Source organism: Planococcus wigleyi, assembly GCF_014836985.1.
GTDB classification, from domain to species: domain Bacteria; phylum Bacillota; class Bacilli; order Bacillales_A; family Planococcaceae; genus Planococcus; species Planococcus notacanthi.
Map to the genome: position 1 here is coordinate 464,120 of NZ_JACSPU010000002.1, position 13,787 is coordinate 477,906.

Consider the following 13,787-nt stretch of genomic DNA (forward strand, 5'->3'; position numbering starts at 1 on the left):
GATATATACCGGGTAGGGTACTTAGAAAGTGAAACTAAAAGGAGGAACAAGATGATGTTTAATTACACAGTGGATACATCAAAAACAGTCAGTGAAGCGGTTGAAGCTTTAGAAGAGAATTTGAAAGCAGAGAAATTCGGTATTCTCTGGAACTTTGATTTAACTGCCAAGCTCCAGGAAAAAGGAGAAGATTTTGATACCCCCTACACCATTTTGGAAGTTTGCAACCCGAAAGAAGCGAACCGTGTTTTATCGGAAAACTTGATGATCGGCTATTTCCTGCCATGCAAAATCGTTGTCTATAAAGAAAGCGATGGAGTGAAAATCGGAATGCCGAAGCCTACTGCCCTAATCAGCATGGTGGAAGACGAGAACATCAAATCGATTGCTGAAGATATTGAAGAGCGATTGATCAAGTGCATCGATCAATCTGCATAACTTGCTGCGCGGTCTGCGGACAGTTGATTTAACCATGTTTCTTAAATCGATTTTATTGCGAGCTAATAGGTTGACTTAATACCCTTAGGGGTATAATATAGGGGTTAGTTAAACATCCTTATATTATTTATGGGAGGCATAGTTAAGATGAAATACGACAAACTTGTTGAGAATCGATTGAAAAGAATAGAAGGCCAACTTCGCGGTGTCATCAAAATGGTTGAAAATGATGGAGAATGCAGAGACGTAGTCATGCAGCTGTCCGCGGTAAGAAGCGCAGTTGATCGCGCCATTGGTGTTATTGTCAGCGATAACCTGGAGACATGTGTACGCGAAAGCATCGAAAAAGGCGAAAGCACTGAAGGCATGGTAAAAGAAGCTGTCGACTTGCTAGTGAAAAGCAGATAAAGAAATTTTTGTTTGACTTTCAGAAAGATATGCTTTAATATACCCTATGGGGTATGAAAGAAGTGCGGCGCCACTATAAAACGTCATTTTTTTTCGAAATAAAATATACCCCCACGGGTAATTGGAAATGGAGGCAATAAAATGGCACAAGAACAAAAGAAGACGACAATCGTATTATTCAGCGGGGATTACGATAAGGCAATGGCAGCTTACATTATCGCCAACGGTGCTGCTGCATACGATCATGAAGTGACAATCTTCCATACATTTTGGGGATTGAATGCATTACGGAAAGAAAATCCGCCAGCGTTGAAAAAAGGGCGTCTGGAAACGATGTTTGCGAAAATGATGCCAAGAGGTGCAGATAAACTTGGTTTATCGAATATGCAGTTCGGCGGAATGGGACCTAAAATGATCAAGCAAGTCATGAAAAAGCATAATGCACTGACTTTGCCCCAATTAATTGAAATGGCAGAAGAACAGGACGTAAAAATGATCGCTTGTACGATGACGATGGACCTTCTTGGTTTGCAGAAAGAAGAACTATTGGATGGAGTCGAGTATGCAGGAGTCGCTGCTTATCTTGGAGATGCCGAAGACGGCAACGTCAACCTATTCATCTAATCGCATTTACAGCAGAAGGGAAAGGTGCAGCATGGAATGGATACTTATGGGTTCTAATTGGAGCGGCAGCTCTTTGGATAGCTTACCGATTTACTTCACCGGCTAAAGGAATTCAGTCGATATCTACAGAAGAAATGAAAACGCAGCTTGGCAAGAAAGATAAGCAGTATATCGATGTTCGGACACCGGGAGAGTTCAAAGGGAACCACATTAAGGGTTTTAAGAACATCCCATTAAATGAGTTGCCAAAACGGATGAATGAACTGTCAAAAGAAAAAGAAGTACTGGTCATTTGCCAAAGCGGTATGCGCAGCAGCAAAGTCAGCAAATTATTGAAGAAGAACGGATTCACCACCATCACAAATATTAGAGGCGGTATGAGTAGCTACCGCGCATAAAGGAGAAATTATAATGAAAACAATGACAACTCAGCAAGTTCGGGAATTAGTGGAAAGCAAACAAACAATCAATTTGATTGATGTTCGGGAAACCAATGAAGTTGCAGCCGGGAAGATTCCAGGCGCTATCAATATTCCTTTGGGCTTACTGGAATTTCGGATGAATGAGCTCGATAAATCGAAAGAATACATCATGGTTTGCCGTTCAGGCGGACGCAGCGGACAAGCCACCAGCTTTCTTGAAAATCAAGGGTATAAGGTGACGAACATGGATGGTGGAATGCTGGATTGGAATGGCGAAACCAACTAAAGAACTGCCGAAAACAGATGAATTTTATAGGGGGAACTTAAATGGTACAGACTGACGTAACATTAGATGCAAAAGGGCTGGCATGCCCAATGCCGATTGTGAAAACGAAAAAGATGATGAAGACGATGGATTCAGGAAAAGTATTGGAAATCCTTGCAACAGATAAAGGTTCAACAGCTGATCTGCAAGCATGGGCAAAGAGTTCAGGCCATCAATATATCGGCACTGAAACCGAAGGGGACGTCTTACATCATTTCCTTCGCAAGGATGGAGCAGGAGCTCCGGAAGAAACCATCACTATTCCAGAAATTTCACTGGCTGATTTCACTCAAAAGGTGGAAGCTGATGAACACATGACAATTTTGGATGTCCGTGAAAAAGATGAATTTGAAGAAGCCCATATTCCGGGAGCAATCCATATCCCTCTAGGCGAAGTCGAAGCACGAATGGATGAATTAGCCAAAGAAGATGCAATTTATATCATTTGCCATTCAGGCAGAAGAAGCGGCATTGCAGGAGATATGATGGCCAAAAATGGTTTTGGCACTTTATACAATGTAGTACCTGGTATGAGCAACTGGACAGGGAAGACAGAGTAAAAAAATTTAGAAAAATATATACCCCTGGAGGTAATTCTAATATGACTGTAAAAGCGATGAAAGCAAGTGAAGTAGCAAAGAAAGTAGTGAACAATCAGCCATTGTTCATTCTGGATGTACGAAATGGAGATGCCTTTGCTGATTGGAAAATCGAAGGCGGGAATATCCAGTATATAAATACACCTTATTTCGATTTATTGGACGGCGTCGAAGAAGTGGTTTCAGAATTGCCGACAGATAGAGATATCCTGGTAGTCTGTGCAAAAGAAGGCTCTTCCGTCATGGTGGCAGAAATGCTGTCAGAGGAAGGCGTTGACGTGGCCTATCTTGAAGGCGGCATGAAAGCTTGGAGTGAGCACCTGGAACCAGTGAAAGTCGGTGAATTGCAAGGCGGCGGCGAATTGTATCAATTTGTTCGTCTTGGCAAGGGATGCCTGTCGTACATGGCCATCTCTGAAGGGGAAGCCGCTATTATTGATGCAACCCGCATGGCAAATATCTTCTTGGACTTCGCGCAGGAAAAAGGCGCAACGATCAAACATGTATTCGATACACATTTGCATGCGGATCATATTTCCGGTGGCCGTGCAATTGCAGCAGCAACAGGGGCAAGCTATTATTTGCCGCCTAAAGATGCAGAAGAAGTAGTGTTCGACTACACAGCTTTGGAGAATGGCTTGGAAGTGGCAATCGGAAGCTCGAAAATTGAAATTGAAGCGTTGTATTCACCGGGGCACACGATTGGATCTACATCATTCATCGTAGACCAACAATATTTGATGACAGGTGATATTTTATTCATCGACTCTATCGGCAGACCGGACCTTGCCGGCTTGGCTGACGACTGGGTTGGAGATTTAAGGGAATCATTATACACACGTTATCAGAAATTGGCGGATGAGCTCATTGTATTGCCTGCTCATTTCATGATCATCGAAGAATTGAACGAAGATGGCAGTGTCGCTAAAAAACTGGGCGATCTGTTCAAGGAAAACCACGGCTTGAATATCGCAGATGAGCAAGAATTTCGAGATATGGTTACCTTGAACTTGCCGCCGCAACCAAATGCTTATCAGGACATCCGCAAAACGAATATGGGAAAGATTACTCCTGACGAAGAAGTACAGCGTGAAATGGAAATCGGGCCAAACCGTTGTGCAGTTCGTTAAGCAACGATTTATGGCAATCGATATTCCGCAAAACAGCTGGCTTGCCTGGTGGCCTGTGTTGCTTTGCTTCATATTCAAGTGGCAGCTAAGCACCGAATCTTATAGAGAAAGAAACTTAACATTAAATAAAACCCAAAAGGAGAGATTTTGATGAACGCAGATAAAGTATTAGACGCAAAAGGGCTGGCATGCCCGATGCCGATCGTAAAAACAAGAAAAGAAATGAAGGAAATGGAAAGTGGGCAGGTTCTTGAAATCCTGGCAACCGACACAGGCGCAAAGGCGGATCTGGTTGCATGGGCAAAATCAGGTGGACATGAGCTGCTGGATTCGCAGGAAAATGGCGATGTCTTTACATTCTGGATCAAGAAAGGCTAAGAGCCGGATTAAAGGGCATCGCCATGATGTCCTTTTCCCTTTTAGAGAGGTGAAAAGAAATGAGTCTGGACTTTATGATTGTCATTTTTCTCATTGGTTTTGTAGGTTCCTTCATCTCCGGAATGGTAGGAATCGGCGGTTCGATCATCAAGTATCCGATGCTGCTCTATATACCGGTGATGCTGGGCTTTACTGCATTCAGCGCACACGAAGTTTCGGGCATCAGTGCCATCCAAGTCTTTTTCGCGACCATTGCGGGGGTTTGGGCCTACCGTGGCAGCGGTTATTTAAATAAAACCTTAATCGCTTATATGGGGGGCGCCATTTTAGTGGGCAGTTTCATCGGCGGCTATGGTTCGACTTTGCTGTCTGAGCAGGCCATCAATATTGTCTATGCAGGATTGGCCACCATTGCAGTCGTGATGATGTTCATGCCGAAAAAAGGCGTCGATGACATCCCGCTTGACCAAGTGTCTTTCAATAAATGGCTGGCAGCAGGATTGGCGTTTATCGTCGGTATTGCCGCTGGAATTGTGGGGGCGGCTGGGGCCTTCATCCTTGTGCCTATCATGCTTGTTGTCTTAAAAATTCCAACTCGAATGACAATTGCGACGTCGCTTGCGATTACGTTTTTGTCATCCATTGGTTCGACAGTCGGCAAAATCGTTACGGATCAGATCCTTTATGGACCGGCAGCTGTCATGATTGTTGCAAGCATACTCGCAGCACCCCTTGGAGCGAAGCTGGGACAAAAAATGAACACCAAGTATCTACAGTGGATTTTGGCCTTGCTGATTTTAGGCACAGCCATTAAAATTTGGACAGATATCCTGTAATGCAAAAGAGAGGGCGCCCTTTAAAGGCGTCCTCTCTTTTTCGATCAGTCGATGCTTTTGGAACTTATTTTCTCGATTCGGTCCGATGGATAGGTATAATTGCCGGTCCGTTCGATTTGAGCCACTTCATACATAGCGAGCGCGACGTCCCTTGCTTCGACAGGTTTGTATTTCTTCATTTTCCCTTTCAACAATTTGCTGATGGCGGGGCTTAAGACAGTTGCGGCTTTTTCGCCTAAGCGGAATTCCTGGCGATCGCCGAGCAATAAAGAAGGCTGGAAAATATGAAGAGCAGTCAAACCGATTTTCTTCAAACGCACTTGAAGTTGTCCCTTGGTGCGGCTGTAGAAGACTTTTGACTCCGCATCCGCTCCTAAAGCCGTAATGATCAGAAAGTTCTTCACCTGCTGTGACTTTGCCAATTCAGCCATCTTCAATGGATACTCATAATCGACTTTTTTGAATGCATCCTGTGAACCTGCTTTTTTAATGGTGGTGCCAAGGCAGCAATAGACATCATCCACATCAAAGTGATGGGCATAGTCGTCCAGGCTATCAAAATCTGTGGCCACTTGTTCTAATTTTTCATGGGTTATGTCCAGTGGACGGCGAACCAGAATTTTCACTTCTTTGTAATGAGGGCTGTCTAAAAGGATATGGAGCAATTCGTTACCGACCAGTCCGCTTGCACCTGCCAGTAAAGCAGTTTTGTTAGTCATAGTGAACGACTCCTTTTTCAATGTGTTCTTTCTGTTAGAACCTACTATACCCCAATTTGCATGGAATTGTCTTTTTGCTTTTATTCTTTGGCTGAAGCAGTACAATAAGAATAAGACCGAAGGGGAGGAAGAAGTGCATGAAACCAGTGATCGTCGCTGAAAAACCAAGCCAGGCCAAAGCCTATGCCGAAGCGTTCAAGAGCGTGAAACGCGATGGCTATATTGAAGTCGCTCCCGATGCGATTTTTCCGGAAGGCGCCTATATCACTTGGGGAATCGGACACCTTGTGGAACTGAAAGAACCGAAGGCCTATGATCCGAAATGGGCCAGATGGTCGCTGGCTGCGTTGCCGATTTTGCCGGATACCTACCAGTTTCAAGTGGCAAGAGGCAAAGCCCAGCAATTTGGCATCATCAAAAAATTAATTTTTCAAACCGATACGGTCATCAACGCTTGTGATGTTGACCGGGAAGGATCCAATATATTCTATAGCATCTACTACCAGACGGGTGCAAAAAATAAAAAGATTAAACGATTGTGGATCAACTCGCTGGAAGCTGATGAAGTACGGAAAGGTTTCCAGGAATTGCGCGATAACCAGCAGGACCTGCTATTGTACCAGGAAGCCAAAGCGCGTCAGATCAGTGATTGGCTGGTGGGGATGAACGGATCCCGCCTGTATTCCTTATTGCTTCAGGAAAAAGGAATACGTGAAGTATTTGCGATTGGGCGTGTCCAGACGCCGACTGTATTTCTGATCTATCAGCGGGAAAAAGAAATTGAAGCATTTGTGCCGGAGCCTTTCTATGAAATTGAAGGCATATTCGATGCGGAAAAAGGCCGCTACAAAGGCAAGGCGAAGTTGCGGGCCAAAGAACGGAAAGAAGCGGAAGAGCTTTTGGCTAAACATACGATTGCTGCAAAAGAAGAAGGCGTTGTCACACAGGTGAAAACCACGGAAAAGCGTACACCGCCGCCACAGCTCCATTCTTTATCAACGTTGCAGGCAGCAGCCAACCGGAAGTGGAAATACAGTCCGGCGAAGGTATTGTCTGTCATGCAGGGCCTATACGAAAAAAAACTTGTCAGTTACCCAAGAACCGATACCCAGCATATTACGCCGGGCGAGTTCAGCTATTTGGCAGGGCAAGTTGAAAAGTATCAGAAGCTGATTGATATGCCTTTTCCGATCGCCTCCAAAGCACCGAAAAAGCGTTTTGTGGACAGCTCCAAAGTCCAGGAGCATTATGCCATCATTCCAACGAAAACCATACCGACAGCCAGAAAACTGGAAGGATTGGCGAAAGACGAACGCAATCTGTATGAAGAAGTTCTGCGGACGACGTTAGCGATGTTCCATAAAGATTACCGCTATGCTGAAACAAAAGTGACAACGGATGTTAAAGGGCTGGCATTTTTCACAACCGGCAAAACCGAACTCGAAAAAGGGTGGAAAGAGCTTTTCCCTCCTGCCAAAGAAGCAAAGGCAGAACCGTCTTTGCCCGAACTGAGGGAACAGGAACGGGTGAAAAGCAAAGTTGATATAAAAGAAGGCATGACAATGCCGCCAAAGCCTTATACAGAAGGCCAATTGATTGCCATGATGAAAACTTGCGGAAAATTTGTAGAGGATGTCGAAGATACGGAGATCCTTAAAGAAATTGAAGGGTTGGGAACGGAAGCGACAAGAAGCGGAATCATTGAAACGATCAAGCGGCATGAATATATTTCGGTCTCTAAAAATATCGTTTCAATTACGGAAAAAGGTCGAATCCTATGCCAGTCTATTGAAGGAAATTTATTGTCCAGTCCGTCGATGACTGCGAAATGGGAGACGTATTTAAAGAAAATCGGCAGAGGCGAAGGGTCAGCTGAAGTTTTTCTGGCCACCATCGGCAAATTTATCCAGAAACTGCTTGATGAAGTGCCAGGGCAAATGCAGAAAAACGGGTTGCCGGCACAGCTGGCGATGCCGAACGCCAAAGACGAAATTGCCCCTTGCCCAAGATGCAAAACAGGCATGATCGTCTCGAGAAGAGGCTCTTACAACTGCACGGAACACGCCAATGGATGCAAGCAATCGTTTCCAGCAATTTTCCTGAAGAAACGATTGACCGCTAAACAGATTGAATATCTATGCACGAAAGGCAAGACGCCTGTCATTAAAGGTTTTGTTTCAAAAAATGGCAAAAAGTTCAACGCCAAGCTGGTGTTGGAAGACGGTAAATTGAAAATGGAGTTTTAAGCAGGCAAGCGGATTTGCGAAAGGGCCAAAAGCCTGATTGGTTGCAATGGTTCTAGTCTTTCTTTGATAATGAAAGTGAAGATAAAGCACAATGTCCAGAGGAAAGGGAGTTTCGCATGAAGTATAATTTTGATGAAATCGTCAACAGAAGAGGCACTTATTCCATGAAGTGGGATGGAGGAGAGCTGATCAAACAATTCGGGCTTACAGAAAGATATGACGAAGACACCATTCCGTTGTTCACCGCTGATATGGATTTGCCGGTTCCCCAGCCATTGGTGGAGGCATTGCATAAAACAGTAGATCATCGAATCTACGGTTACTCTGTCTTTCCGGATGAATACTTTGAGGCCATCCAATCCTGGCTGAAGAAACGGCATGGCTGGAAAGTCGAAAAAGAACAAATCGTCTATAGTCCGGGAACTGTGCACGCGTTGAATATTGCGGTTAAGGCATTTACAAATGTGGAAGACGGCATCATCATCCAACGTCCTGTTTATCCTCCGTTCACTTCGGTGATTGAAGGAAACGGCCGGAAAGTAGTCAATAACGCATTGAAACAAGAAGCTGATGGCTATTATTCCATCGATTTCGAGGATTTTGAAGCCAAAGCAAAGGATGACCATACGACAATGTTTATTCTCTGCAATCCACATAATCCTACAGGCAGACTGTTTAATGAAGAAGAGTTGAAAAAAATGGCGGCCATCTGCCATGAAAATAATGTATTGATTGTAGCGGATGAAATCCACGGAGACTTGCTGCGCCGTGGCAAGGAATTTATTCCGATGGCAAAAATAGCTGACCATACGGACCATATCATCACCTGTACCGCCATCAATAAAACATTCAATGTAGCGGGACTGCACTGCACCAACGTCATTATTTCCGATGAAGAGCTGCGGACTAAATTCGCTACTGAAATGGGCATGCAATTGGCGTCTCCATTCGCCATCTCCGCTTTGATTGCGGTTTACAACGAAGGTGAAGATTGGCTTGAGCAGTTGAAAGACTATGTCGATGGGACAATGGCATATATCAAGGAGTTTTTAGCTGAAAAGATGCCTGAAGTGAAAGTGGCCATTCCGGAAGGCACGTACATCATGTGGCTGGATTTCAGCGGCTATGGCATTTCAGCGAAAGAAATTCACGACCGCATCTACAATAAAGCCAATGTTTTATTGGAAGACGGCAGTATGTTTGGTGAAGAAGGGGAATTCTATCAACGAATCTGTACGCCTTCCCCGCGGCCGCTCATTCAAGAAGCATTGGAAAGAATCGCTAAAGAATTCGAAGACCTATCCGGAAAAGGCAACAAATAAAACGGATTTCTGAATTTACACTCAATTGAATATGCTGATAACTTTACCTTGGATAAGAAGTCTAGTATAATAAAAACACTTGGAAAACAAATAGTGTTTCCGACTTTGCACACAATTTCTCTGCCCATTCTATTGCTTACTTACACATTTGGTAATTTCATATGATGGTTAAATATTTCAGACAATAGAGCTGATATAAAAGCCGAAAAGAATCCTTTGAAAAAGGGGGTTCTTTTCGGCTTTTTCTATTTCTGAAAAAGAAAGGAATGAATGGTATGTATTATTTCATTGACCATAAGAAAAAGCAGATTCACCAACGGCAATTTGCCGGCGATCGTTGTGGTTTCGTAGAAACACCTGTGGAAAAAAGAGAATTTACGGATGAGGTCGAATATATTGAGCAGCTGGAAGAAAAAAACTCTTATGAATTTTGCCCCTATTGCCAATCAGCTCAAACCATCAGCAGCTAGAAATAATTTTTAGAGAGCCAAAGTTGCTGTGCCAGCTGGTCAGGCTCCTTATAAAAAAAGACTATAGACAGCTCGAACCCTTCGAGTTTGTCTCTAGTCAGCAAAGCCGGCTGAACAGCTGGCTTTTTTTATTTAGGCGTTTCCAGCAACAGCACAATATACCCTTTATCCGTTATGAAATTCCAGTCAAGGAATACCTCCATAATGGGTTGCCCTAAGATGGCTTCAATCTGGGTCTGCAAAATCAATCGGCGTTCCAACGGCCGCTTAACCAATTTCAATTCTTCAATAAAGCCGCCTTTGATCAGCTCTTTTTCGATTTCCACAAAAATTCCCGAGCGCTCAATCAATAATGTTCGCTTATTCAACCAATACAGTTCAGTGGACTCAGGTGTTTTTTGTGCTTTACGGCTGGCTTCCATGACTTCCTCACGAATATTCTCCACTTGAATGTCCGAATCCCATTCAAAATCAGCTGCAGGCGTCTTATCAGGCATAATCGCCAAAATCATGCCTGTTTGATCATCTAAATTCCAGTCTGCATAGACATCTTCAATATCGATTTTGCCGATCTTCCATAATTCCAATTTGATATCGGAGACCAGTTGATTCATCAGAAGGTCACGTGTTTCCAACACTCTTCGGTGCTCTTGCTGCTTCATTAGGATCTTTTCAGAGGGAGCCAAAAATCCACGAAGATGTATGGTAATAAAAGGAGGCTTGACTGTTACGAAGACTGATGTTGGGCCTTTTCCAAAATGATCACGCAGCAAAGTGGAAATATAACTGCCGACTTCAGTGTGGATTGTTTTTTCATTTGGCATAATCTGCTCTCCTTTTAATCGTAGGTAAGACCGAGTTGGCCCTGGCGGTTAATTGGTTTCATTATACGGGATTCATCAGATTTATTAAAGAAATCGGATAGCAATAGCGGAATTACGCTGAATTTGATTGTGTGACAAGCTGATATAAAGGTTGTAGATTTTTTGGTCTTATTGGCTCATGATTTTGGTTTTCTTATTGCGGTGATTGTTTTAGGCCTACAGAATAAGGGTATTATTTGGAAAAAGCTGAAATCTATGCTTATGAGTTCTCAAAAAGCCGATTTAATGAGAAAGGAGGATTCCATGCCTTCAACTACAGTCAAAACCACTGACTACACAAAGGAAAAAAACCGGAGAGTCCATGCCAAAAGAAACGTTTGGTCAGGCTTCCTGTTTGGAGTCGGATTGGTGGCTTTCATTGATGAAACGGTCTTTCACCAATTACTGCATTGGCACCATTTTTACGATAAGTCTACAAGTGATGCCGGATTGGTATCAGATGGTTTTTTTCACGCCTTCAGCTGGTTTGCGACCGTAGCTTCCTTATTTCTCCTTGCTGATCTTCAGCGCCGCAAAGCCTGGTGGCCCAAGCGCTGGCTAGGGGGAATGCTGATCGGTGCTGGAGCCTTTCAGCTTTATGACGGTATTGTCCACCACAAATTATTGGAGCTCCATCAAATTCGCTATGGGGTGGAGTTGTTGCCCTATGACCTTGTATGGAATATAACAGCAGTAGTCATACTGGCCTTAGGGATATTCCTGCTTTATAAAACACCCAATACGCCAGTAAAGTCGAATGGAAACAAAGAATAGAGTTGAGGCAATGAATCTAGGATATGGAGAAGTGTATTTTCATCTTTCATACTTGCCTTTTAAAGGAACGAATAACACTTCACTCAGCAGCGTCGTGTAGATTTTGCCCTGATGATCCTTTTCAATCAACCGCAATTCCTGGCTGAAAGAACTTCCGACAGGAATGACCATTTTCCCGCCGATTTCCAATTGTTCCAGGAGCTCTTTTGGCACTTCTGCAGCGGCAGCTGTCACCATAATCCGGTCATAGGGAGCGAACTCTTTCCAACCTTCACTGCCATCCCCCAATTTAAAATGGATATTTTGGAAGTTCAATTGAGCCAACCGTTCTTTTGCGCGAGCATGCAGTTCTTCGATTCGTTCGATGGTATAGACGGATTCTGAGAAAGCGGCAAGCAGAGCAGTTTGAAAACCTGACCCTGTGCCCAGCTCTAAAACTTTCTGTTCTGGATGAAGATCAAGCGCCAGCGTCATTTCGAGAACCAGGGACGGCTGTGAAATCGTTTGTTCAAATCCAATAGGTAGGGCTTGGTCAAATACGGCCAGGTCTTTATTGGAGTCCATGAAAAAGCTGCGGTCCATTTGCTTAAAGTAAGAAATGATTTCCTTTCTTTGGCTTTTCATCGCGTATCCCTGCTTTCTTTTGCTATTGTTCTCTTATTTGAGTAGGTATGCCATGCATTTTCGAATAGGTCTTGTTACATTGATTTTAAAGGATGTAACTAACGACTGTATAGTATTTGCTCTGCGCTTTCCTGCGCAGCGGCAGAAGAACCAGAAAGGTGGGTGCTCAGCCAATGAACATTGAAACAATCGAAAAAGGCCTTTATCAAAATGGGGGACAGCTGGAGCTGGCCACTTTTGGAATGGGTTGCTTCTGGGGGCCGGAAGCCCGATTCGGCAGTTTGCCTGGAGTTATACGCACCCGTGTCGGTTTTGCAGGCGGCCACACAGACTCGCCTACATACCGGGAAATGGGTGACCATACAGAAACCGTCCAAATTGAATTTGATCCTTCCATCATCAACTATACGGAGGTACTTAAAGAATTTTGGCAAAACCATTACCCGAATAGGGACAATTATAAAGGAAGACAGTATATTTCATTGCTTCATTACCATACAGAACAGCAGCACAGACTAATTGCCGAGGCCAAAAAAGAAATGGAAGGTCAGTTGAGGGAGACGGTCGAGACGGAAATTTCACCTTTTACTGAGTTCACCACAGCTGAAGAACGCCATCAAAAATATTATTTGAAACGATATCCCAAGGCTTTGGAACAATTGTCAGGGCTGTATCAGGACCAAGAACTGCTGAGAGATTCAACTTTTGCCGCACGGCTGAACGGTTTTGTGAAAGGTTACGGAACAAAAAAAGGTGTAATCGAAGAGCTGGAAAAATGGAACATCGGAAGAGCCGAGAAGCTGTTTTTAATCGATCTCTTTTCAAAGATGAAGTGGTAAGCCGAAAAGGGAGTTCATGCCCCAGCTCTGTCTGACAAGTCAGGAGGGATATGATGGACTTGCTGCCGACAGATTATATGGAGATTGTGACCCGTTTGCTGGCTGCAGCTTTTTTTAGTGGCTTGATTGGCATTGAAAGGGAAGCGAAAAACCAGCCAGCGGGACTTCGGACACATTTATTGGTCGGGATTGGTTCATGTCTGATGATGATTTTGTCGATAACCGGCTTCGATTCCTTTCTCAACAGCGACAACAGTGCAATCCGTTTTGACCCTGCCCGGATTCCTTCCTATGTCATCAGTGGCATCGGTTTCCTGGGAGCGGGCACCATTATCGTCCATCGGGGGTCTGTCAGAGGGCTGACGACTGCTGCTTCTGTCTGGGTGGCATCGGGCATTGGATTGACCATTGGCGCAGGAATGTACTATTCAGCAGTGCTGGCCACGGTTATTGTCTTACTGACTTTGTATGTCCTGTATCATATCGAAAACAAGTTTTTTAAAAATCGGCTGCAGAAGAATGTTGCGGTAACAGCTCAAGATCGAGAAAACCTGTTTTCAGAGTTGGTTGCCGTTTTTGAAGAATCAAAAATAGACATCCATGAATTCCAGATTGAAAATGCCGTATCATATGGCGGTAACAGCTTTTCTACCTATAATTTCACAGTCAGCGAAAGCAAAATCAGCAATGAAATCAATTTAGTCAAGAAATTGCAGGAAATTGATGGAGTAACCAAGATCATGATGTAGAATAAAAGGAAAAGACCGAAC

At 43.9% G+C, this 13,787-nt stretch carries 18 protein-coding genes; 15 read left to right on the top strand and 3 right to left on the bottom strand.

Annotated elements, in window-relative coordinates; all coding sequences use genetic code 11:
* Positions 1-54 precede the first annotated feature (54 nt).
* The 9 genes from H9630_RS07830 (at position 55) to H9630_RS07870 (ending at position 5,160) form a co-directional block, all read left to right on the top strand.
* Positions 55-438: a DUF302 domain-containing protein gene (locus H9630_RS07830; protein ID WP_191715093.1), complete on the top strand. Its 384-nt coding sequence runs from the start codon at positions 55-57 to the stop codon at positions 436-438.
* Positions 439-585: 147 nt separating this feature from the next.
* A complete protein-coding gene (locus H9630_RS07835) occupies positions 586-846 on the top strand; it encodes a metal-sensitive transcriptional regulator (protein ID WP_191714934.1) in 261 nt (86 codons plus the stop codon).
* 141 nt (positions 847-987) lie between these two features.
* Positions 988-1,470 carry a DsrE/DsrF/DrsH-like family protein gene (locus H9630_RS07840; protein ID WP_191714935.1) on the top strand — a complete coding sequence of 161 codons (483 nt, stop codon included), beginning with the start codon at positions 988-990 and terminating at the stop codon, positions 1,468-1,470.
* Positions 1,471-1,547: 77 nt separating this feature from the next.
* The gene (locus tag H9630_RS07845; protein WP_404825530.1) at positions 1,548-1,868 is read left to right on the top strand and encodes a rhodanese-like domain-containing protein; all 321 of its coding nucleotides are present in this window, start codon (positions 1,548-1,550) and stop codon (positions 1,866-1,868) included.
* Positions 1,869-1,881: 13 nt separating this feature from the next.
* Positions 1,882-2,178 (top strand): rhodanese-like domain-containing protein, encoded by a 297-nt coding sequence (locus H9630_RS07850; protein ID WP_191714936.1) that lies wholly within the window; start codon positions 1,882-1,884, stop codon positions 2,176-2,178.
* A gap of 41 nt (positions 2,179-2,219) precedes the next feature.
* Positions 2,220-2,777: a sulfurtransferase TusA family protein gene (locus H9630_RS07855; RefSeq protein ID WP_191714937.1), complete on the top strand. Its 558-nt coding sequence runs from the start codon at positions 2,220-2,222 to the stop codon at positions 2,775-2,777.
* A gap of 41 nt (positions 2,778-2,818) precedes the next feature.
* A complete protein-coding gene (locus H9630_RS07860; RefSeq protein WP_191714938.1) occupies positions 2,819-3,946 on the top strand; it encodes an MBL fold metallo-hydrolase in 1,128 nt (375 codons plus the stop codon).
* A 150-nt stretch (positions 3,947-4,096) separates the two neighbouring features.
* On the top strand, positions 4,097-4,324 hold the full coding sequence (locus H9630_RS07865) for a sulfurtransferase TusA family protein (protein WP_191714939.1): 228 nt from the start codon (positions 4,097-4,099) through the stop codon (positions 4,322-4,324).
* 59 nt (positions 4,325-4,383) lie between these two features.
* Positions 4,384-5,160, top strand: a complete 777-nt coding sequence (locus H9630_RS07870; RefSeq protein WP_191714940.1) for a sulfite exporter TauE/SafE family protein — start codon at positions 4,384-4,386, stop codon at positions 5,158-5,160.
* 44 nt (positions 5,161-5,204) lie between these two features.
* Here H9630_RS07870 and H9630_RS07875 read toward each other — a convergent pair whose 3' ends face one another.
* Complete coding sequence (locus tag H9630_RS07875) at positions 5,205-5,879, bottom strand: NAD(P)H-binding protein (protein ID WP_191714941.1); 675 nt, start codon at positions 5,877-5,879, stop codon at positions 5,205-5,207.
* Positions 5,880-6,016: 137 nt separating this feature from the next.
* On the opposite strand from H9630_RS07875, the gene H9630_RS07880 reads away from it, so the two are divergent.
* From H9630_RS07880 to H9630_RS07890, 3 genes are all read left to right on the top strand, one after another.
* Positions 6,017-8,125 carry a type IA DNA topoisomerase gene (locus H9630_RS07880; protein ID WP_191714942.1) on the top strand — a complete coding sequence of 703 codons (2,109 nt, stop codon included), beginning with the start codon at positions 6,017-6,019 and terminating at the stop codon, positions 8,123-8,125.
* Positions 8,126-8,241: 116 nt separating this feature from the next.
* On the top strand, positions 8,242-9,447 hold the full coding sequence (locus H9630_RS07885; protein ID WP_191714943.1) for a MalY/PatB family protein: 1,206 nt from the start codon (positions 8,242-8,244) through the stop codon (positions 9,445-9,447).
* A 275-nt stretch (positions 9,448-9,722) separates the two neighbouring features.
* The gene (locus H9630_RS07890) at positions 9,723-9,917 is read left to right on the top strand and encodes a hypothetical protein (protein ID WP_225218428.1); all 195 of its coding nucleotides are present in this window, start codon (positions 9,723-9,725) and stop codon (positions 9,915-9,917) included.
* A gap of 128 nt (positions 9,918-10,045) precedes the next feature.
* Here H9630_RS07890 and H9630_RS07895 read toward each other — a convergent pair whose 3' ends face one another.
* Positions 10,046-10,741 (bottom strand): DUF2294 domain-containing protein, encoded by a 696-nt coding sequence (locus H9630_RS07895; protein ID WP_191714945.1) that lies wholly within the window; start codon positions 10,739-10,741, stop codon positions 10,046-10,048.
* Positions 10,742-11,044: 303 nt separating this feature from the next.
* Here H9630_RS07895 and H9630_RS07900 point away from each other — a divergent pair, with 303 nt between their 5' ends.
* Positions 11,045-11,554 carry a DUF2243 domain-containing protein gene (locus H9630_RS07900; RefSeq protein ID WP_191714946.1) on the top strand — a complete coding sequence of 170 codons (510 nt, stop codon included), beginning with the start codon at positions 11,045-11,047 and terminating at the stop codon, positions 11,552-11,554.
* Positions 11,555-11,593: 39 nt separating this feature from the next.
* Here the strand turns inward: H9630_RS07900 and H9630_RS07905 are convergent, their stop codons facing one another.
* A complete protein-coding gene (locus tag H9630_RS07905) occupies positions 11,594-12,178 on the bottom strand; it encodes a protein-L-isoaspartate(D-aspartate) O-methyltransferase (RefSeq protein ID WP_191714947.1) in 585 nt (194 codons plus the stop codon).
* Between the two features lie 173 nt (positions 12,179-12,351).
* Here H9630_RS07905 and msrA point away from each other — a divergent pair, with 173 nt between their 5' ends.
* The gene (gene msrA / locus H9630_RS07910) at positions 12,352-13,017 is read left to right on the top strand and encodes a peptide-methionine (S)-S-oxide reductase MsrA (protein WP_191714948.1); all 666 of its coding nucleotides are present in this window, start codon (positions 12,352-12,354) and stop codon (positions 13,015-13,017) included.
* A 50-nt stretch (positions 13,018-13,067) separates the two neighbouring features.
* A complete protein-coding gene (locus tag H9630_RS07915) occupies positions 13,068-13,766 on the top strand; it encodes an MgtC/SapB family protein (RefSeq protein WP_191714949.1) in 699 nt (232 codons plus the stop codon).
* Positions 13,767-13,787: the final 21 nt, after the last annotated feature.